The sequence below is a fragment of the Stenotrophomonas sp. STEN021 genome (assembly GCF_056760175.1).
The window spans coordinates 49,796-71,842 of the sequence record NZ_JBRREH010000010.1; the positions used below are offsets into that span (position 1 = coordinate 49,796).

A 22,047-nucleotide genomic window follows, 5' to 3' on the forward strand; every position below is an offset into this window, starting at 1 on the left:
CCGCTCCGGGTGAACGCGATGGCTCATGCGTCCTCCGTCACCCGCAGCACTTCTTCCAGCGTGGTTTCGCCACGCAGTGCCTTGCCGATGCCGTCTTCGTACATGGTGCGCATGCCTGCCTTGCGTGCGATCTGTTCGATCTCACCCATGCCGGCCTTGCGCATCACCGCATTGCGCAGCGCATCGTCCATCACCAGAAACTCGACGATGGTGGTGCGGCCGAGATAGCCGGTTGGCGCCTGCGCCGAGGGCTGCGCGCGGTACAGATGGATGTCGCCCTGCGGCTGGAAGCGGCGCAGGCCGAAGCGTTCGATTTCTTCGTCCGACGCGCGGTAGCGCAGCGCATGGGTCGGCTCCAACCTGCGCACCAGGCGCTGGGCGAGGATGCCGTTGATGGTGGAGGTGAGCAGATAGTCTTCCACCCCCATGTCCAGCAGACGGGTAATGCCGCCGGCAGCGTTGTTGGTATGCAGGGTGGACAGCACCAGGTGGCCGGTGAGCGCGGACTGGATCGCGATGCGCGCGGTCTCCAGATCGCGCATTTCACCGATCATGATGATGTCCGGGTCCTGGCGCACGATGCTGCGCAGGGCGTTGGCGAAATCCAGCCCGATCTGCGGCTTGGCCTGGATCTGGTTGATGCCTTCCAGCTGGTATTCCACCGGGTCTTCGACGGTGATGATCTTGACCTTGTCGGTATTGAGCTGGTTCAACGCGGTGTACAGCGTGGTGGTCTTGCCCGAGCCGGTTGGGCCGGTGACCAGCAGGATGCCGTGTGGCTGCTCCAATACCTTGCGGAACTGTGGGAGGAAATCCTCACTGAAACCCAGCCGCTGGAAATCAAACACCACCGCTTCACGGTCGAGCAGGCGCATCACCACGCTTTCGCCGTGCGCGGTGGGCATGGTGCTCACGCGCAGGTCCAGCTCCTTGCCCTGTACCCGCAGCATGATGCGACCATCCTGCGGCAGGCGGCGCTCGGCGATGTTGAGCTTGGCCATGATCTTGATACGGCTGATCACTGCCGCGGTCAGGTTGACTGGCGGGCTTTCGCCATCGACCAACACACCATCGACGCGATAGCGCACCTTCAGCCGGTTCTCGAACGGCTCGACGTGGATGTCCGACGCGCGCAGCTCCACTGCCCGCTGGATCAGCAGATTGACCAGACGGATGACCGGCGCTTCGGAGGCGAGATCGCGCAGGTGTTCGATATCGTCAAGCGGCGCAAGCTCGCCATCGGTCGTTTCCAGGATGGTGCCCATCGCGGTACGGCCCTGCCCATACCAGCGCTCGATCAGCTCATCCACTTCGCTGCGCACGCCAACCACGGGGGCAACCTCGCAACCGGTAGCGAGGCGGATCGCATCGATCGCGTAGCCATCCTGTGGATCGGCCATCCACAGCAGGATGCGGCCACGTTGCTCGCCCAGCGGCAATACCAGGAACTGCTTGAGGAAGCGCAACGGCACCGGCTCGGCGCCTTCCACCAGTTCCGGCGGATGCTCAGGCAGGTCGCGGGCGGCCAGCAGCCGCAGCCCCAATACCTTGGCGCAGACTTCAGCATGGTCGCGCTCAGACGCCAGTCCCAGCCGTGCCAGCAATACCAGCAGGTCGCCGCCGGATTCACGCTGCAGCTGGCGGGCACGCTGCAGGTCAGTCTCTTTCAGCCGGCCCTGCGCCAGCAGTTCGGTGACGATGCGGTCGGCAGGCGATGGCGCAAGTTGGGCGTCGTGGGCTACCGCGTTCACGCAATCCTCCTGTGTTGGCCGAACTTTAGCAGTTCACACCGGCAGGTCGTGCACATGAACCCGCATTGCGGACAAAAAGAACCCCGGCAACGCCGGGGCTCAAAGGTGGCGCAAAAGTCAGAATTACTGACGGGCAACCAGACTCACGCCGCTGTAGGCGCCCGCCCCGACCAGGGTGACGTAGTAGGTGCCGGCTTGCGGCTGGTTGAAGCGCACCGTTTCGCTGTTACCGCTGCGGGTCGATTTGGCGTCGAATTCGCTGCTGCTCGCCACCGCTTCGTAGCGGACATACACCGAAACATCGCCGCTGCCGCCGTAGGTCATGAAGGTCAGCACCTTGCCGGCCTCAGCCTGGAAGCTGTAGACCGTTTCGCTGCCACTGCTGCCGGCAACGCCGGTCACGGCAACCTTGTTGACCAAGGGTGTCGCGTCCGGACCGCATTGCTCCACGTTGGGATCACACGGCGGCGTGGTGGCCTTTACCAGTGCGGCGTTGATGTTGAGGATGCCGGCACCGATCGGAGTGCTGGCCGGGATCGTCACTGGGAACGGCGTGGCAGTCGTCTTCAACAGGTCACGCATCTGGTTCAGGGTCAGCGGCGTGTCCACCACGCTCTGCACCATTGCCACCGCCGCGGCCACATGCGGCGATGCCATCGAGGTACCGCCCATGCCGCCAAGGATCCAGTTGCTCGGTTCCGGCCCCTTCTCACCGCCGTTCATCACCTGCCAGATGTAGCCGTTCGGGTTGCCGTCGACCGAACCGCCGCCGCCCGGTGCCGACAGATCCACGCGTGCGCCGTAGTTGGAGTAGTAGGCGCGCGCACCGGTGATGCCGGTAGCACCGACACTGATCACGTTGTTGCAGGAAGACATGGTGTAGCTGGCGGCGTTGGCATTATCGTTACCTGCCGCGACCACAACGATGGCGCCCTTGCTGTTGGCCAGATCGATGGCTTCCTGGTACTCGGTTGGGCAGGTCGCGGGCGATACGCTGCCCAGGCTCATGTTGATGACTTCGGCAGGATTGGTGTTGAGCGGCAGCCCCGGCACCTCGCCGCCTGCGGCCCAGACAATGCCGTCGGCAATATCACTGCCGAAGCCGCCGCAGGAACCCAGCACGCGTATCGGCATCACTTTGGCTTTGTAGGCGAGGCCGGCCAGACCACGGCCGTTGTTGGTCTCCTGGGCGACGGTACCGGAGACGTGACTGCCGTGCCAGGAACTGACGTCCGCCGCATGCGAGCCGCCGGTTGCCCAGCCGGTGCAGTAGTTGGCCTCCACCCAGTCACCGACATCCCAACCGCCGGCGACACGCCCGTCGCTGTCGCGGCGCGATACGCGCTTGTCGCTGATCATGTCGTAGCCGGGAATGACGTTGTTCTGCAGGTCCGGATTGCCCTGGGTGATGCCGGTATCGATCACCGCCACCACCACGCCTTCGCCCTGCGACAGATCCCAGGCCTGCGGTGCTCGCACACCGGTGCTGGGATTGAAGAAATTCCACTGGTACTGGGCATAGTTGGGGTCGGTCGGAACCATTGCCGGGGCGACATCCACCATGCGCTGGTACATGCGATCGATATCAGCACGTTCCACGGCCGGATTGGCCTTGAGCTCACGGACGAAGTTCGCCGCTTCCTGCGCGTTGAGTGCACGCGAGGTCTTGACCACGCTCCAGCCCGGCGCGCCCATGCGCCGCAACAACGTGGCCTGGACCGCAGGCTCAGCGGCAACGCGCGACGTCTTGGCCACGGCACGATCCAGGCCGGCGCGCGACGCCGCTGCGCCAAGGCCACGGTTGAGCGTCGCCGCATCACGCAATTCGCTGCTGCCGGCGCGGTACTTCACCACGAACCGATAGCCACCACTGCTGTCCACCGTGGACGAACTCAAGCCTATTGCCTTCGCGGGTCCAATTTCTGCAGCAGATGCGGCTGGCACGCCGATCGAAGCCATCAGTACGGCACCGGCAATCGCCAAACCAAGCTGGGTCTTCTTCTTCATGTCGGATCTCTCGTCTTGATAGAACAGGGATGGAACTCAACGCTGCATCGCTTTGCCGTCCTGGCCCGCAACAGCCGCACTGCGGGGGCAGCACGGCTACTGGCGATGAACCTGGAAGCCCCCGCCGCAGCAGGCGGGGGCAAGACCAAACCGCTTACCAGCCGAAGCCGGCACCGACGCCGACCGAGCTGTCGTCGCTGGTGAATGCACCACCAAAGGTGACGGTGGCGCGATCACTGATGGCGCGCTGGTAGCCAACGGACAGCGCTGATTCGCCCCCCTGGTAGCCAACACCTACGCCGACCCGGTTCTGCGTGCGTACGCCCGCGGCACTGGTAGCCATGTTCAACATGGCCGCACTCATCGCGCCTTGACGATCCAGACGACGGTCGACGTGGCGCAGACGCTTGTCGATATCGCCCCGGAAGATGTCGAAGCTGTCAGCCATGCTGCTGAACTTGGTGTCGGTATAGGTATTGGCCGCGGTGATGCCGCTATCCAGCTGCGCCTTGTTGACCGCATCGGTGGCCTGCGTGCCTGCGGCAACGTTGGTGACCTGCCGCTCATGCCCGCTACTACCGACCGAAACCGTGTTGACACGGTCAGCAATCGACCCTTGGCCCAATGCAACGGCACCGGTCGCAGTGACGCTGGAACCCTGGCCAATCGCCGTGCCCGAGGCAACGCTGACGGTGGCACTTTCACCCACCGCCACCGCATTGGTGGCCGCCGCAGCGATGCTGGTATTGGCACCCACCGCGGTGCTGCCATCGGCGTTGACGCGGGAATTGCTGCCGATCGCGGTGTCGTTCGGGCCATGCGCATAGCTGTTATTGCCAATGGCACTACCCGCTACGTTGTTGGCTTTGGCTTGCTCGCCCAGCGCTACGCCAGCGCTCGCAACCGGTGCAGCAGTCTCTGCTCGCGGGCCATTGCCATTGCCGTTGCCATTGCCATGACCGTTTCCGTTTCCGTTTCCATTGCCATGCCCGTTCCCGTTCCCGTTGCTGGCAATGCGGTTGTTGAGGGAAGTCACCTGGCCATCAAGCGCCGACAACGCCGCACCCACATTGTTGTAGCTGGCCCCCTGGATGACATAGGTCGGGGCAACGAACATGCCCTGCATGCCGACGCCGGCACCGCCACCGAGGAAGCTGGCCATGTTGCCCAGCGACTGGAACAACTGTCCGCCGTTGATGGCCTGCATGCTGCCCGCAGCAATCGCACCAGCAGCCACGTTATCCAACGTGGTGCCCTGCACGCCCGCCAGGGTCAGCTTGTCGCGGCTGGCATCGTCGTAGGTCACCGCATTGGCGGTGACGCCCTCGATGCTGCCGATGCGACCATCAATGTCGGTAACGCGGGTTTCCACCGCACCGACGCGTTGGTTGGTGACATGCAGCTGGCCGCCGGTCACCGCATCGCTGCTGCCTTCGGCGATACGCCCAGCACCGACATTGACGATGCGACGGGTTGCCGGTCCATTGGTCCCGTTGCCACCGCCCACCGACACCACATTGGCTTCCACCGCGCGCGAGCCTGCGCCCAATGCCACCGAGTTGGCACCAGAGACGCCGGCACCTGCACCGATAGCAACGCTGTTGACACCGTTGCTGGCAAACGCGCCGTAGCCGATGGCGACACCGTTGACTGCGGTGATCGAGGTCTGCCGGCCGAGTGCGGTGCTGTTGCTGGCCTTCGCTGCGGCATCCGCACCCACCGCCGTTGCCCCATTCGCACTGGCGGTGCTGGAAGCGCCCAGCGCGGTACTGCGCTCGGCACTGGCAAGTGCAGCTGAGCCCGAAGCGAGCGCATTGGTACCACTGGCGGTAGCTACGCCATCGCCGGTCGCCCTGAAGTACTTGTTGGTTTCCCCGGCAACGCCTGCCACGGCATCCAGCTGCGACTTGTTGACCGCATCGGTTGCCTCGGTACCAGCAGCGACGTTGGTGATCTGACGCTCTGCGCCTACATCGCCAACCGACACCGCGTTGTCGCGACCGGCAACCGAACCGGCACCCAAGGCCACCGCGTTCTCACCACTGGCCTCACTGCCCATGCCAACCGCGGTGGTGCGTTGGCCAACTGCCCAGGCATTGGCACCAACTGCAGTTGCATCATCGCCAAACGCCCAGCTGCCGCTGCCAATGGCTACCGCATTGGTCGCGCCGATGCCGAAGAAGCCAAAGCCGGTCTCGGCACCATCACCAATCGCCAGACTACCCTCGCCAAGAGCTGAGGCATTGCGACCGACCGCAACGTTGCCGTCTTCATACGCGGCTGCGTTGTAGCCGACCGCGGTGGTGCCCACACCTTCGGCATAGCTCTGCGAGCCGGTCGCGGTGCTGTAGTTGCCCAGTGCATTGGCCACCGCACCGCTGGCGGTGGACTGATCGCCCTTGGCGTACGCACCAACGCCGGTTGCCGTTGCCGCAAAGCCTTCCGCATTGGCGCTGGCACCGAGCGCGGTACCGCCAACACCCGCGCTGGTGGCACCAGTCTGCACCGGCTCACCGCCCACGTTGATCAGCGGATCACCATTCGCATCCACCGCATTGCCGCCCACCGCCACCGCACCCGGCCCCATCGCCTGCGCGTTCTGGCCGAACGCGGCCGCGTTCTGGCCGCTGGCCAAGGCATTCATGCCGACGGCGGTGGCACCATCAGCCACCGCATTGGCACCGCTGCCGAAGGCCGATGCACCATTGCCGATGGCGTTGGTCGCTTCGCCGGAGGCCGTTGCGTTGTCACCTTCGGCGTAGGCACCTGCATCACTATCAGCACTACCGGTGGCCTTGAAGTACTTGGCCGTGGTCTGCCCTTCCGCGGCTACCGCGGCCACTTCATCGAGCTGATCCTTGTTGACCGCATCGGTGCCCTCGGTACCGGCAGCAACATTGGTGATCTGCCGTTCGGCACCTGCATCACCCACCGACACCGTGTTGTCGCGGGCGGCGATCGAACCCGCACCCAGCGCCACCGAGTTGGTGGCACCGGCTTCGGCACCGGTACCAATCGCCGTGCTCTGCTGACCGAAGGCCCAGGCATTGGCGCCTACCGCGGTTGCATCATCACCGAAGGCCCAGCTGCCGCTGCCGATCGCGACGGCATTGCTTGCACCGATACCGAACAAGCCGAAACCCGTCTCGGCACCATCACCAATCGCCAGGCTGCCCTCACCCAATGCTGACGCATTGCGGCCGACGGCAACATTACCGTCCTCATAAGCGGCCGCGTTGTAGCCGACGGCGGTGGTGCCTGCGCCTTCCGCATACGACTGCGAACCGGTGGCGGTACTGAAGTCGCCAACCGCATTGGCAACCGCACCACTGGCAGTGGACTGATCACCCTGCGCCCACGCACCGACACCAGTTGCGGTGGCGGCAAAGCCTGCGGCATTGGCACTGGCACCGAGCGCGGTGCCACCGACACCGGCACTGGTGGCACCGGTCTGCACCGGTTCGCCATTGGAGGTGATCAACGGATCACCATTTTCTTCTACAGCGTTACCACCCACCGCCACCGCGCCCGGCCCGGTGGCCTGTGCGTTCTGGCCGAAGGCCGCTGCGTTCTGGCCGCTGGCTACTGCATTCATGCCGATTGCTGCGGCACCGCTGGCCAAGGCATAGGCGCCGTTGCCGATCACGATGGCGCTTTCACCGCTGGCCACGCTGTTGCTGCCTAATGCAATCGCATTGTCGCCATCAACCAGATTGGCGAAGCCGAACGCACTGCTGTTGGCACCATCCACCTGGTTGAAATTACCGAACGCCGAGCTGTTGCTGCCGTTGGCAGTGTTCACGTAGCCGACGGCGCTGGAGTAATCACCGGCGGCAACGTTGTAGCTGCCCACCGCCGTACTTTGCGCACCGGAGGCCTCGGAGCCAACGCCGGCGGCGGTTGCACCGTCACCGCTGGCGACCGCATCATCACTGCCGTCGGCGGCGCCGTTTGCCTTGAAGTAACGCCCGGCCAGCAGTGCTCCTTCGGCTGCGGTATTGAGCTGATCCAGATTGACCGCGTCAGTGCCTTCGGTACCCGCAGCCACATTGGTGATCTGCCGCTCGGCACCCACATCGCCCACTGACACCGTGTTGTCGCGTCCGGCTATCGAGCCTGCGCCCAGCGCCACCGAGTTGGTGGAACCTGCTTCGGCGCCGGTACCGATGGCGGTGCTCTGCTGACCGAACGCCCAGGCGTTGGCACCAACTGCGGTTGCATCATCACCAAAGGCCCAGCTGCCGCTGCCGATGGCCACGGCATTGGTCGCGCCGATGCCGAACAAACCAAAGCCGGTTTCGGCACCATCACCGATCGCCAGACTGCCAGCACCCAAGGCCGACGCATTGCGACCGACGGCGACGTTGCCGTCTTCATACGCAGCTGCGTTGTAACCAACTGCCGTGGTGCCAACGCCTTCGGCGTAGCTCTGCGAACCGGTCGCGGTGCTGTAGTTGCCCAGTGCATTGGCCACCGCACCGCTGGCGGTGGACTGATCGCCCTTGGCATAAGCACCAACACCGGTTGCGGTGGCGGCAAAGCCCTCGGCATTGGCACTGGCACCCAGCGCGGTCCCGCCGACCCCGGCACTGGTGGCACCGGTCTGCACCGGCGCACCGCCCACATTGATCAACGGATCACCATTCGCGTCCACCGCATTGCCACCCACCGCCACCGCACCCGGACCCATCGCCTGCGCGTTCTGGCCAAACGCGGCTGCGTTCTGGCCGCTGGCCAAGGCATTCATGCCGACCGCGGTCGCGCCATCAGCCACGGCATTGGCGCCGCTGCCGAAGGCCGATGCGCCATTGCCAATCGCATTGGTGGCTTCACCGGCGGCCGTGGCGTTGTCGCCCTCTGCATAGGCGCCGGCATCACTGTCGGCGCTGCCGGTGGCAGTGAAGTACTTGCTGGTGTTTCCAGCCACGGCAGCCACTTCATCCAGCTGGTTCTTGTTGACCGCATCGGTACCTCCGGTACCCGCGGCGACATTGGTGATCTGGCGCTCGCTGCCTACATCACCCACCGACACGCTGTTCTCACGATCGGCCCAGGAGTTGGCACCGATGGCGACACTGTTGACCGCTTCGGCCACCGCGCTCTGGCCCAGTGCGGTGGAGTTGTCCGCATCGGCCCAGCTGTTGAAACCAATCGCAGTTGCGTATTCACCCAAGGCCCAGGCGCCATTGCCGAATGCCGCAGCGCCGGTACCGGAGGCCTCGGTGCTGATCAAGCCGCCGTAGGTGGTACCACCAACGGCGGTCGACTCCTCACCCGATGCAATCGCAGATTCACCCACTGCCGTGGTGCTGGCGCCGGATGCCTCTGCAGCCAGACCCATCGCAACGCCGTAATCACCAGTGGCCTGCGCGCCATACCCCACCGCGGAGGCGAGGTCTCCGGAGGCAACGGCATAGCTGCCAACCGCCGTGGTGCCACGGCCACTGGCCTCGGCACGGAAGCCGCTGGCCAGTGCCTGCTGACCGGACGCGACCGCCTGCGCACCCTGCGCCGTAGCGAATGCGCCCGAGGCCTCTGCACCTGCACCCACCGCGCTGCTGCTGTCGCCACTGGCGACGCTTCCGGAACCAATCGCAACTGCATCGTCTGCGTCAGCCAAGGCACCATCGCCGATCACCACGCTGCCGTCACCGCTGGCGACACTATTGCTGCCCAAGGCAATTGCATTGGCACCATCGACCAGATTTGCCATGCCGAACGCACTGCTGTTCTCGCCATCCACCTGGTTGAAGTTGCCTACCGCCGAGCTGTTCGTGCCATTGGCGGTGTTCACGTAACCGACCGCGCTGGAATAGTCACCAGCAGCGACGTTGTAGCTGCCCACCGCCGTGCTCTGCACACCGCTGGCCAGCGATCCCACACCGGCGGCGGTTGCACCATCGCCGCTTGCCACCGCATCGTCACTGCCATCGGCTGCGCCGTTGGCCTTGAAGTAGCGCGCGGTCAACTCCGCGCCATCAGCAACGGCAGTGAGCTGATCGACATTGACCGCATCGCTGCCTTCGGTACCTGCAGCAACATTGGTGATCTGCCGCTCGGCGCCTTCGGCACCAACCGACACGCTGTTGGCACGATCCGCCAGCGAGTTCGCGCCCAGGGCAACACTGTTGGCGGCGGCGGCGGTGGCGGTGGCGTTTGCGCCCAGCGCGGTGCTGTCTACGCCCAGGCTGGTGCTGTAGAAGCCAACTGCCGTGCTGTTGGCGCCGCTGGCCCAGCTCTCCGCGCCCAGCGCGCTGGCGTTGTCGCCAGCTGCGTAGGCGAAGTAGCCGACAGCGGTACTTTCTGCACCTGCGGCTTCGCTCAATGCGCCTGATGCCAGCGCGTAATCTCCGGAGGCAATTGCGCCAGCACCCAGCGCCGTGGACGCTTCGCCACTGGCCTGGGTATCAACGAAGAAGCCAAGCCCCGGAATGAGGTCGATCGGGCCACCGACTGCGACGCTGCTGGTGCCCGACGCCGCACTCTGGCTGCCCACCGACGTACTGTAATCACCTGTTGCATTGGCCACCGCACCAAATGCGGAGGACTGCGCGCCCTGCGCAAAGGCGCCAAGACCGGCGGCGGTGGCGGCGAAGCCTTCCGCGCTGGCGCTGGCACCAAGGGCGGTACCGCCGAGACCGGCGCTGGTCGCACCGGTCGTTACCGGCTGCCCACCAAAGGTGATCAAGGGATTGCCATCGGCGTCCACAGCATTGCCGCCCACGGCGACTGCTGCCGGACCGGTGGCCTCAGCGTTCTGGCCAAACGCGGCACTGTTCTGGCCCGTGGCCAAGGCGTTCATGCCGACTGCGGTTGCACCGTTGGCGACTGCATTGGCACCGTTGCCATAGGCCGACGCGCCATTGCCGATCGCATTGCTGGCTTCACCCGCCGCCGTAGCCGCGTCGCCTTCTGCATAGGCACCGGCATCACTGTCGGCGCTGCCGCTAGCCTTGAAGTATTTGCTGGTGTTTTCAGCAACCGCTGCGACTTCATCCAACTGCGATTTGTTCACCGCGTCGGTGTCTTCGGTGCCGGCAGCAACATTGGTGATCTGCCGTTCGCTGCCCACATCACCCACCGACACGCTGTTCTCGCGATCGGCCCAGGAATTGGCACCGATGGCGACGCTGTTGACCGCTGCCGCGGTGGCGCTCTGGCCAAGCGCGGTGGAGTTGTCAGCATCGGCCCAGCTGTTGAAGCCAATCGCGGTGGCGTACTCGCCGATCGCCCACGCGCCATTGCCGAATGCCGACGCGCCGGTGCCCGACGCTTCGGTGCTGATGAAGCCACCGAAAGTGGTGCCACCCACCGCAGTGGATTCTTCACCCGAAGCGATAGCGGATTCGCCCACGGCCGTGGTACTGGTCGCCGAGGCGGAAGCACCCAGACCCATCGCAACGCCGTAGTCGCCGCTGGCATCCGCGCCGTAACCCACGGCCGAAGCGAGGTCGCCGGAGGCTGAGCTATAGGCACCAAGCGCGGTGGTGCCGCGACCACTGGCATCGGCGCGGAAACCATTGGCCGTTGCCTGCTGCCCGGAGGCGAGCGCTTGGCTACCCTGCGCGGTTGCGTAAGCACCCGTGGCTTCCGCCGCGCTGCCAACCGCAGTGCTGCCCAGCTCACTGGCAACACTGGCGGAGCCGACCGCAGTGGAATCATCAGCTGCCGCGTAGGCACCATCACCGATCACCACACTGCCGTCTCCACTGGCGATGCTGTTGCTACCCAGCGCAATCGCGTTGGCACCATCGACAAGATTCCCGGAGCCGAAGGCACTGCTGTTGGCGCCATCGACCTGGTTGAAATTGCCGACTGCCGAACTGTTTTCGCCGTTGGCGGTGTTCACGTAGCCAACCGCGCTGGAGTAGTCGCCAGCGGCCACGTTGTAGCTGCCCACCGCGGTGCTTTCCACGCCGCTGGCCAGCGAGCCAACACCCGCAGCCATCGCACCTTGGCCACTGGCTACTGCATCGTCACTGCCATCGGCAGCGCCATTGGCCTTGAAGTAGCGGCCGGCCAACAGCGCGCCGTCTGCAGCCGCGTTGAGTTGATTGAGGTTTACCGCATCGGTACCGGCAGTTCCGGCGGCGACATTGCTGATCTGACGTTCGTTTCCAGCCGAGCCTACCGACACCGTGTTCGCGCGATCGGCGATGGAGCCGGCGCCCAACGCGACACTGCCTGCGGCCGAAGCCACGGTGCCCGCACCAATGGCAACCGCGTTGGCGCCCGAGGCATCTGCACTGATGGCGATGGCGCAATCCACCAAGGTGGCACTGCCCACTACCAGACATTGCGCGTTACCACCCACTTCCACCGACTGTGCCTGTACCGGCGTTACCCAGGCACCTGCTCCTAGACCCAACGCAACGGCAACCGACAAGGCTTGCAGGCGCAACCCGGCGCTATGCCGCTCATCCATGACCACACCGGCCGAGCTGGACGATGCCAACTCCGACGCCACCACCAACTGCCCCAATGCCTTGTTCCATACCTTGCGGTAGATCCGGTTCATCGCTGCTGCTCCTCAAGTGGACGGGTTTTTTCGCTTGCAGAAAACCCCATCGCTGGACTGGCGTGCCCAACGATCCCCCTGTGGTGTTGTGGTCCCGGTCCCGGTACAGCTGGGCACGTGAGGCTCACGCCTGTCGCGGTCTACCCCCCTTGTTCCATACCTGTCGGGTGACTACGGGATGGATGGAGTCTTAATCGACGATTCATGATTCGTCAAATATTTGGCTTAAGAATCCGTTCTGTGAGGAACTCCTCAAATCTCTCAATTTGATGAGATCTTCAAAAAAATTACTTCTGAAACAGTTGCCTAGTCGCGACTGCCCGCAGAGGCATCCATTTCAGCCACCCAAAAGATGAAGGCGTTAATGTTCCTTCAGGCCTTGGGCTGCGGGCTTCTAGCTGATTTCACCGCGCCCGCGAAACAAATGGATTCATCTTCCTTAAAAGTGGCAAACAGTTGCATTGCAACAAGGCAAGTTGCGCCAGCAGCTGCCTGCAATAGGGCAACTGGATTTCACCAAGACGTCAGGTTGCCGGCGGACTTTGCCTACGGAGGCTTGAGGTGCTCATCGCAGACTGAGCGCGGATGGGAGGGCTGCGGTCACATAGGCGATGGCCCCCTCAAACCGTGGAATGCCAGCCCTTGCGGCGCTTCCAATCCATCCGCTTGTGAAGCGCTCCGCGCTCCTGCTTTCGGGTACGGCCGAGCCGCTGGATACGAATCGAGCCCCAACAACGCAAAAGCCCGCAGGCGTCAGCCTGCGGGCTTGTTCAAACGTCAATGGACGACGGTGCACTCCAGGCAGCTTCGCCTGTTCAGCCGCACCACACTCGTGCGTTGCGGAACATACGCAGCCACGGCGAATCTTCACCCCAGCTGCCCGGTGCCCAACTCAGGTTGACCGTGCGCGGGGTGCGTTCCGGGTGCGGCATCAGGATGGTGACGCGGCCATCGCTGGTGGTCAGGCCGGTGATGCCGTCCGGCGAGCCGTTTGGATTCAGCGGGTACTGGGTGGCCACGCGGCCATCACCGTCGACGTAACGCAGCGCGATGCTGGCGGCTGCCTGATCCACCGCGCTGTCGAACTCGGCACGGCCTTCGCCATGTGCCACTGCAACCGGCAGGCGCGAGCCGGCCATGCCACGCAGCAGGATCGACGGCGACTCCACAATTTCCAGCAAAGCGGTGCGTGCTTCGAACTGCTCGCCGGCATTGCGCAGGAACTTCGGCCAATGTTCGGCACCCGGAATGATGTCCTTGAGCTGGCTCATCATCTGGCAGCCGTTGCACACGCCCAGCGCGAAGGTATCCGGGCGGGCGAAGAAGGCCGCGAAGGCCTCACGCAGTGCCGGACGTTCGAGGATGGAAGTTGCCCAGCCGCGGCCTGCACCCAGCACGTCGCCGTAGCTGAAACCGCCGCAGGCAGCGATGCCGCGGAAGTCGCTCAGCTGCACGCGGCCTTCGATCAGGTCGCTCATGTGCACGTCGTAGGCGTCGAAACCAACGCGCTCGAAGATGTTGGCCATTTCGATCTGGCCGTTGACGCCCTGCTCGCGCAGGATCGCCACCTTCGGTCGCGTGCCAGTTGCAATGAACGGCGCGGCGACGTCGTCGGCCGGATCGAATGCCAACTTCGGCTTCAGGCCCGGCGCGTTGAAGTTGCGCGCAATCGCACGCTCCTGGTCAGCCGCATCCGGGTTGTCACGCAGCTTCTGCATGGCGTGGGTCACCGACCACCAGGCATCGAACAATTCTTCCCAGCGCCATTCCACCACGCTGTCGCCTGCCAGCTGCACGCGCACCACCGGTGCGGTGGTCGGGCGGGCAATGCGCTGCGCGCATTCGGTCAGCGCATGGCGTTCGACCAGATCGGCGAACGCTGCGCGGTCTTCCTTGGCGATCTGCACCACGGCGCCCAGTTCTTCGTTGAACAGGCTGCGGAACGGATCATCGCCCCAGGCATCGAGCACGATGTCCAGGCCCATGCGCGAGGCGAATGCCATTTCGCACAGTGCAGCGAACGCGCCGCCGTCGCTGCGGTCGTGGTAGGCCAGCAACAGGCCGGACTCACGTGCATCACGGATCAATTCAAAGAACGCACGCAGGCGCTGCGGGTCGTCCAGATCCGGCGCTTCACCGGCGAACGCCGGCAACGCGCTGTGATCGGCCTGGGTCTGCGCCAGGATCGAACCGCCCAGACGCTGCTTGCCAGCGCCCAGGCCAATCAACCACAGCTCGCTTTCGGTTTCGCGGTCCAGCAGCGGGGTCAGCTGCTGGCGGGCATCGCTGACCGGCGCGAATGCGGTGATCACCAGCGATACCGGCGACACCGACTTCTCGGCCTGGCCATCGGCCTGCCACTGCGCCTGCATCGACAGCGAGTCCTTGCCCACCGGGATGCTGATATCCAGCTGCGGACACAGCTCCATACCGACGGCCTTGACTGCGTCGTACAGCAGCGCGTCTTCGCCGTTGTGGCCGCAGGCGGCCATCCAGTTGGCCGACAGCTTGACCGTATCCAGCGCGGTTACCGGTGCGGCGCAAAGGTTGGTGATGGCTTCACCCACCGCCATGCGCGCCGATGCAGCGGCGTTCAACAGTGCCAGCGGCGTGCGCTCACCCAGCGACATGGCTTCACCGGCATAGGTGTCAAAACCAGCCAGGGTGATCGCCACATCGGCCATCGGCAGCTGCCACGGGCCAATCATCTGCTCACGCGCGGTCAGACCGCCCACGCTGCGGTCACCGATAGTGACCAGGAAGCTCTTCGAAGCGACGGTCGGGTGTGCGAGCACACGCAGGCCAGCGTCATGCAGATCGATGCCGGCAGTCTTCAGCGACGGCCAGCGCGGAGCCGGCGGATGCACGGTATCGCGGTGCATCTTCGGCGCCTTGCCGAACAGCACGTCCATCGGCAGATCGATGGGGGCATCGGCCGGGGTATTGCCCGGGGTCGCGCCATAGGCCACGACCAGGTGTTCTTCGCTGGTTGCAACACCAACGGCCGCGAACGGGCAGCGTTCGCGCGCGCAGATGGCGGCGAACTCGGCCAGGCGCTCCTGCGCCACGCCGAGCACATAACGTTCCTGCGACTCGTTGCACCACAGTTCCAGCGGCGACAGCGAGGGATCGTCGGTCGGCACCTTGCCCAGGTCGATCACGCCACCGACGTTGGAGTCGTGCAGCAGTTCGGGAATCGCGTTGGACAGGCCACCGGCGCCGACGTCATGGAAGAATTTGATCGGGTTGTTCGTGCCCATGGCCACGCAACGGTCGATCACTTCCTGGCAGCGGCGTTCCATTTCCGGGTTGTCGCGCTGCACGCTGGCAAAATCGAGGTCTTCGGCGCTTTCGCCCGAGGCCACCGACGAAGCCGCACCGCCGCCCAGACCAATCAACATGGCCGGGCCGCCGAGCACGATCACCGCGTCGCCCGCTTGCAGCTGCAGCTTGTCGACCTGCACGCGGTCAATCGCGCCCAGGCCGCCAGCCAACATGATCGGCTTGTCGTAGGCACGGGTAATGCCGTCTTCCGGCAGCTCGAAGCTGCGGAAATAACCGAGCAGGTTCGGGCGGCCGAATTCGTTGTTGAACGCGGCGCCACCCAGCGGGCCGTCGAGCATGATGTCCAAGGCCGGTGCCATGCGCGGGTTCAGCGCGCGCGGCGCTTCCCACGGCTGCGGCAAGGTCGGGATGCGCAGGTGCGAGACCGAGAAGCCGGTCAGGCCAGCCTTGGGCTTGCCGCCACGGCCGGTGGCACCTTCGTCGCGGATCTCGCCACCGGCGCCGGTCGCGGCACCCGGGAACGGCGCAATCGCGGTCGGGTGGTTATGCGTTTCCACCTTGATCTGGAAGGCGCTGGGCACCACCGCTTCGCTGCGGTACTTGCCGGTGGCCGGGTCCGGGCGATAACGCGCGGCCGGTTCGCCTTCGATCACCGCGGCATTGTCGCTGTACGCGCTGAGCGTGTGCTGCGGGGTCTGCTGGTGGGTGTTCTTGATCATCTTGAACAGCGAGCGCTCCTGCTCGTTGCCATCGATGGTCCAGCTGGCGTTGAAGATCTTGTGTCGGCAATGCTCGGAATTGGCCTGCGCGAACATCATCAGTTCGACGTCGGACGGATCACGGCCGAGTTCGCTGTAACGCTGGCGCAGGTAGTCGATCTCGTCATCGGCCAGGGCCAGGCCGAGACGCTTGTTGGCACCTTCCAGGTCGTCCAGGGCGATGCGCTCCAGGCTGCCGCGGCCGACGTTGTTGAACAGCGCCTGCGCCTGGCCGATGTCTTCCAGCAGCGACTGGGTCATCGGATCGTGCAGCAGCTTGGCCAGTGCGGCCTGTTGCGCCGGATCGGACGGCCAGCCGCTCAGGTCGATGCGGGTACCGCGCTCCACGCGCTGGATCGGCAGGCCGGCACCGCGCACCAGCTCGGTGGCCTTGCTCGACCACGGTGACAGCGTGCCCAGGCGCGGCACCACATAGCGCGAGATCGCGCCGTCGGCGCGCTCGGCGGCCTGTGGCTGGCCCTGCAGGATGCGGCCCAGCGTGGTCTGGTCGACCGCGCCGGCATCGGCAGCTTGGGTGAAATAGACGTGCCAGGCACCGGTGATGCGCAGATCGGCGGCAATGGACTGCAGGCGGGATTCAAGACGTTCGCGGCGGAACGGCGAAAGGGCAGCTGCGCCCTCGAGGACGATCATGTCCGGGAGACCATGGTGGGAATCGGCCCGCGATTGTACCGGACTCGGCCGCCCCAAGCCTCAGCACCCCGGCTACCGGAAGTCCTCAGGGATGACGCGGTTCACACCGACAGCCCCAAGAGACGGGTAAACCGCGCCAGCGTTTTGGGCGACGTTATCCTCGATCAGCCGGCAACCGATGCCGGTGCGGCGCCCCATTCCAGGGCCCAAAAACACTCCCCAGACGGTCCAGGAGCGGGCGCAAGCGCGCCCGTCATGCCGAAGGCATGCCCAGACACGCCCCCACCCACAAGGAGAACCCCATGAAGGATCATTTCGCAGGCCGTTGCCGGCCCCCGTTCACCCACCGCCGAGGACGGCTGCGCTGGGCCTTGGCGCTGGTAGTGGCGCCCGCCTGCGCCATACCTGCCGCCCAGGCCGCCGACTGCGCGGGCGTCAACCCCCGGCTGGGAACCACGATCTACCAGCCCGGCCAGACCCTGCAGAAAGATGGCGTGCTCTATCGGGTCCGGCAGACCATCTGGAACGCCCCGCCGGACCACCCCGCTGGCCGCCGTTACTACGACAACCTGGGACGCTGCGACGGCGCTGCGCCGGTAGCCAACCAGCCACCGCAGGTCCGTATCACCTCGCCCACCGCGGGTAGCACGTTCAGCGCCGGCAACAGCATCACATTGAGCGCCGACGCCACCGACCGCGATGGCAGCGTCCGCAAGGTCGAATTTTTCCGCAACGGCGTGCCGCTGGGCAGCGTCGGCGGCATGCCCTACCGCCTGACCTGGCATAACGCCGCAGCAGGCGACCATCTGCTAACCGCCATCGCCACCGATGACTGCAACGCCAGCACCAGCTCGGCCACCGTCAGCGCGGCAGACAAGGACACCACCGCGCCGTCGATCCCGAGCGGGCTCAGCGTGCAGGCACGCACCCCGACCAGCATCGCACTGCATTGGAATGCTTCCAACGACAATCCCGGTGGCAGCGGCATCGCCGGCTATGCGCTGTACCGCGACGGGCAGCAGATCGCCTCGCTCTCCAATACCGGTTACAGCGACACCGCGTTGCAGCCGGCCACCAACTATCGCTACGCGGTGCTTGCCCGTGACAAAGCCGGTAATACCTCGGCACTCAGCGCCGCGATCAGCACAAGCACGCTACCGGAGGACAACGGCGGCGGCGATCCACCCAATCCCGGCACTCCGGGCGGTCCCGGCGGCCCGAATGACAACGGCAAGCGGGTGATTGGTTACTTCACCCAATGGGGCATCTATGGCCGCAATTACCGGGTAAAGAACATCGACAGCAGTGGCTCGGCGGCGCGCCTGACCCACATCAACTATGCCTTCGGCAATGTCCGCAACAACCGCTGCGAGGTCGGCGTCACCCAGGCCGCCAATTCGGCCACCGGCGCCGGCGGCGATGCCTATGCCGATTACACCCGCAGTTTCGGCGCGGGCGAAAGCGTCAGCGGTGTCGGCGACCGCTGGAACCAGCCGCTGCGCGGCAACTGGAACCAGCTCAAGCAGCTCAAGGCCAAGCATCCGCAGCTGAAGACGCTGATTTCACTGGGCGGCTGGACCTGGTCACGCGGCTTCTCCAGTGCGGCACGCCCGGAGAACCGCCAGGCCTTCGTCGCCTCCTGCATTGATGCCTATATCAAGGGCAACCTGCCGTTCACCGACAATGCCGGCGGCCAGGGTGTTGCTGCAGGCGTGTTCGATGGCATCGACATTGATTGGGAATACCCGGCCGCCTGCGGACTGAGCTGCGGCACGCCGGCCGACCGCGACAACTTCACCGCCCTGCTGGCCGAGTTCCGCCGTCAGCTGGACGCAGTGCGCCCTGGCCTGCTGCTGACCGTGGCGGTCGGTGCCGGCATCGACAAGATCCGCCCGACCGACCCGGCCGCCTACCACCGCCATCTGGATTTCATCAATGTGATGACCTACGACTTCCATGGCGCCTGGGCCGGCACCACCAATCACCACACCGCCCTGTTCCACTCCCCGGCAGATCCTTCAACCGGTGACGCCGCGCTGTACAACAGCAATGACGCCATCGAGGCGTATCTGCAACGTGGTGTGCCTGCCGCCAAATTGAACCTCGGCGTCGGTTTCTACGGCCGCGGTTGGACCAACGTGGCACGCGGCAACAACGGCCTGTACCAGAGCGGCCGGCCAGCAGCAGGCAAGTACGAGGCCGGCATCGAGGACTGGAAGGTGCTGAAGAACCTCGGCTGGCCGGTGTATACCGACCCACTTGCGCAGGCGACGTGGCTGTATGACGGCAACACCTTCTGGAGCGTGGACACCCCGGAGATGCTTGGCCGCAAGATGGCCTACGTCAAAGCCCAGGGGCTGGGCGGCGCGTTCTTCTGGGAGTTCAGCGGTGACGATGCCCAGGGCACGCTGGTCAACAGCGTCAGCAACGGCCTGAAGTAGGCAGCTGCCAAAAACCACAACGCCCCTCGCGTTGACGGGAGGGGCGTTGTCTGCTCAAGCCTTGCTGCGTATCGCCATCAGCGGCTGCCGCCAGCTTCGATACGGTCCAGCGCGGCCTTCAGCTGTGCTGGCGGCAGGTAGCCGCCGAGCTGGCTGCCATCGGCAGCAAAGATTGCCGGGGTACCGTTGATGCCCAGCTGCTGGCCGAGGTTGTACTGCATGGCCACCGGATTGGTGCAGTTCCTGGACTGCACCGGCTGGCCAGACTTGGCAGCGGTCAGCGCGGCCTTGCGGTCGCTGGCACACCAGACCGAAATCATGTCGGTGGCGTCCTTGCTGGCCAGGCCCATGCGCGGGAAGGCCAGGTATTCCACGGCAATGCCGTTGCGGTTCAGCTCGGCGATGTCCTGGTGCAGCTTGCGGCAGTAGCCGCACTCGATATCCGTGAACACGCTGATGGTGTGCTTGGCATTTGGCGGCGCAAACACGATGCGGTCCGCATGCGGCAGCGTCTGCAGCAGGTTGCGGCGGTAAGCCAGCAAGCCGGGGCTGGTGGCCTGGGCCTTCTTCTCGATGTCATAAGGCGTGCCCTGCAGCAGATAGCGACCGTCATCGGTCACGTACAGCACCTGCCCGGACACCAACACTTCACGGAAACCTGCAAACGGTGCCGCGCCTATGTATTCCGGCTTGAGGTTTGGATCCAGCTCCTTGAGGGCGTCGCGCACCTGCTTTTCCACTGCGGCATCGGCCGGCGAAGCGACAGCACTGGCAGCGGCTTTGGGTGCTGCGGGCTGTTGCGCGCAGGCAGTAAGGCTGAGCGCGCCAAACAGCGCGGCAATGGCAAATCGGAACATGGCGACCCATCGAAAGAGAACAGCCGGATTCTCGCACACCGCCCGAATCAGTGTGGGAGCGGCGTCAGCCGCGGCGCCTGGAATGCCTGAACACAGCCAGCAACTGCAATCTCATGGTCCTTCTGCTTCGCGGCTCACGCCGCGCCCCCAAAACAGCCCCCCTCGCGCCGAGGCGATTCACCCGCGCGGGTGGTGCTTGCGGTGCAGCTTCTGCAGGTGTTCGCGTGCGACCAGGGTGTAGATCTGGGTGGTGGACAACGAGCTGTGGCCAAGCAGCATCTGCAGCGCGCGCAGGTCGGCGCCGTGGTTGAGCAGATGGGTGGCAAAGCTGTGCCGCAAGCCGTGCGGGCTGATCTTGCCAGGATCAATGCCGGCCACTGCCGCGCTGGCTTTCACCAAGGCCCAGAACTGCTGGCGACTCAACGGGGTACGGTCGACATCGACGAACAGCGGCACCTGCCCCGCCAGCGTCGCTGCAACCGGCTTGCCTCCGGTCAGCGCCGGCCGCGCCGTGGCCAGATAGCGCTCCAGCCAGTACTGCGATTCCTCGCCCAAGGGCACCAGCCGCTCCTTGCTGCCCTTACCGGTCACCCGCAGTACGCCCTGGCGCAGGTTGATCGCATTGGCCGGCAGATTGACCAGCTCGCTGACACGCAGGCCTGCGGCGTACATCAGCTCCAGCATCGCGCGGTCGCGCAGGCCGACCGGGCTTTCCGTGTCTGGCGCTGCCAACAGTGCCTCGACCTGGCTTTCGGCCAAGGCCCTGGGCAGCGAACGTGGCAGCTTGGGCGACTCCAGCAGTGCCGCAGGGTCATCACTCCGTTCGCCACGCTTGAGTGCCTGCGCGAAGAAAGCGCGCAGCACAGACAGCAAGCGGGCATTGCTGCGCGCGGTCCAACCGTGACGCGTGCGCCAGGCCAGGTAATCAAACAGACCCGCACGATCAATCCCAGCCAAGCCGTCGCTGGTGCCGTCACGCCAACGCGACAAACCTTCCAGGTCGCGCCGATAACTCTCCAGCGAAGCCCGCGCCAAGCCGTTCTCAGCCCAGATCGCATCCAGGAAACGCTGGATCACACGGTCATCGGCATCACGCAACGGCGGCAGTTGCTGTACCAGTTGGCGGCGTTCGGCGGGGGTCAGGGACGCAGACATCGGCGCAAGGATAAGCCCTGCTTCCACGACTGCCCATGCACGCATACCGGCACAGACCGTATGCTCAGCCCATGAGCACACCCGCCCTTGCCGAAACGCCCCGCCCCTCCGCGTTGCTGCTGCGCCGCCTGGCCGCTCTGTTCTACGACCTGTGGCCGGTACTGGCGCTGTGGATGCTGGTGTCGGCACTGTTCACCGTCGGCTACACCGTGGCCGGCCATGCCAGCCGCGACAACATCCACCCCTTCAGCGCACTGCAATGGCTGCTATGGCTGAGCTGCTGGTTGATAGCCGGCCTCTATGCGACCGAGAGCTGGAAGCGCGGCGGGCAGACCCTGGGCATGCGCCCGTGGCGGCTGCGCCTGCAGACCGCTGACGGGCAAGCACCCAGCCGGGCCCTGCTGTGGAAGCGCTATGCACTGGCCACGCTGTCACTGCTGCTGGGCGGACTGGGCTTCATCTGGGCGCTGTTCGACCGCGAGCGCCTGACCCTGCATGACCGCCTGAGCGGCACCCGCCTGCAGAAACTGTAGTGCCGAGCCATGCTCGGCAAAGGGCATTACCAACATTGCCGAAATGTAGTGCCGAGCCATGCTCGGCAGAGGCTCTACCGGTAAAGCC

Annotated in this window: 8 protein-coding genes; 2 read left to right on the forward strand and 6 right to left on the reverse strand. The window is 65.1% G+C overall.

Annotated features, from left to right (window positions below; translation table 11 throughout):
• Window positions 1–23: 23 nt before the first annotated feature.
• The 4 genes from gspE to purL all read right to left on the reverse strand — a co-directional run bounded on the left by gspE (window position 24) and on the right by purL (window position 16,973).
• Window positions 24–1,751, reverse strand: coding sequence for a type II secretion system ATPase GspE (gene gspE, locus ACVOL0_RS03590; protein ID WP_481547928.1), 1,728 nt, complete (start codon window positions 1,749–1,751; stop codon window positions 24–26).
• A 123-nt stretch (window positions 1,752–1,874) separates the two neighbouring features.
• Window positions 1,875–3,758: a S8 family serine peptidase gene (locus ACVOL0_RS03595; protein ID WP_481547929.1), complete on the reverse strand. Its 1,884-nt coding sequence runs from the start codon at window positions 3,756–3,758 to the stop codon at window positions 1,875–1,877.
• Window positions 3,759–3,912: 154 nt separating this feature from the next.
• Complete coding sequence (locus ACVOL0_RS03600; protein ID WP_481547930.1) at window positions 3,913–12,276, reverse strand: ESPR-type extended signal peptide-containing protein; 8,364 nt, start codon at window positions 12,274–12,276, stop codon at window positions 3,913–3,915.
• Between the two features lie 815 nt (window positions 12,277–13,091).
• Window positions 13,092–16,973 carry a phosphoribosylformylglycinamidine synthase gene (gene purL, locus ACVOL0_RS03605; RefSeq protein WP_481547931.1) on the reverse strand — a complete coding sequence of 1,294 codons (3,882 nt, stop codon included), beginning with the start codon at window positions 16,971–16,973 and terminating at the stop codon, window positions 13,092–13,094.
• A gap of 302 nt (window positions 16,974–17,275) precedes the next feature.
• Here purL and ACVOL0_RS03610 point away from each other — a divergent pair, with 302 nt between their 5' ends.
• Entirely contained in the window at window positions 17,276–19,414 is a 2,139-nt protein-coding gene (locus ACVOL0_RS03610; RefSeq protein WP_481547932.1) for a glycosyl hydrolase family 18 protein, read from the forward strand.
• 77 nt (window positions 19,415–19,491) lie between these two features.
• On the opposite strand, the gene ACVOL0_RS03615 is transcribed toward ACVOL0_RS03610, so the two are convergent.
• Both ACVOL0_RS03615 and xerD read right to left on the reverse strand, forming a co-directional pair.
• Window positions 19,492–20,271 carry a DsbC family protein gene (locus ACVOL0_RS03615; RefSeq protein ID WP_481547933.1) on the reverse strand — a complete coding sequence of 260 codons (780 nt, stop codon included), beginning with the start codon at window positions 20,269–20,271 and terminating at the stop codon, window positions 19,492–19,494.
• Window positions 20,272–20,448: 177 nt separating this feature from the next.
• Window positions 20,449–21,426, reverse strand: a complete 978-nt coding sequence (xerD, locus tag ACVOL0_RS03620; protein WP_481544323.1) for a site-specific tyrosine recombinase XerD — start codon at window positions 21,424–21,426, stop codon at window positions 20,449–20,451.
• 71 nt (window positions 21,427–21,497) lie between these two features.
• Here xerD and ACVOL0_RS03625 point away from each other — a divergent pair, with 71 nt between their 5' ends.
• Window positions 21,498–21,959, forward strand: a complete 462-nt coding sequence (locus ACVOL0_RS03625) for an RDD family protein (RefSeq protein WP_481547934.1) — start codon at window positions 21,498–21,500, stop codon at window positions 21,957–21,959.
• Window positions 21,960–22,047 lie beyond the last annotated feature (88 nt).

Excerpts from the sequence above, each read along its gene's own strand:
- ACVOL0_RS03595 (WP_481547929.1), bottom strand. The coding sequence starts at position 3,758 with ATGAAGAAGAAGACCCAGCTTGGTTTGGCGATTGCCGGTGCCGTACTG.
- ACVOL0_RS03600 (WP_481547930.1), bottom strand. The coding sequence starts at position 12,276 with ATGAACCGGATCTACCGCAAGGTATGGAACAAGGCATTGGGGCAGTTG.
- purL (WP_481547931.1), bottom strand. The coding sequence starts at position 16,973 with ATGATCGTCCTCGAGGGCGCAGCTGCCCTTTCGCCGTTCCGCCGCGAA.
- ACVOL0_RS03610 (WP_481547932.1), top strand. The coding sequence starts at position 17,276 with ATGAAGGATCATTTCGCAGGCCGTTGCCGGCCCCCGTTCACCCACCGC.
- ACVOL0_RS03615 (WP_481547933.1), bottom strand. The coding sequence starts at position 20,271 with ATGTTCCGATTTGCCATTGCCGCGCTGTTTGGCGCGCTCAGCCTTACT.
- xerD (WP_481544323.1), bottom strand. The coding sequence starts at position 21,426 with ATGTCTGCGTCCCTGACCCCCGCCGAACGCCGCCAACTGGTACAGCAA.
- ACVOL0_RS03625 (WP_481547934.1), top strand. The coding sequence starts at position 21,498 with ATGAGCACACCCGCCCTTGCCGAAACGCCCCGCCCCTCCGCGTTGCTG.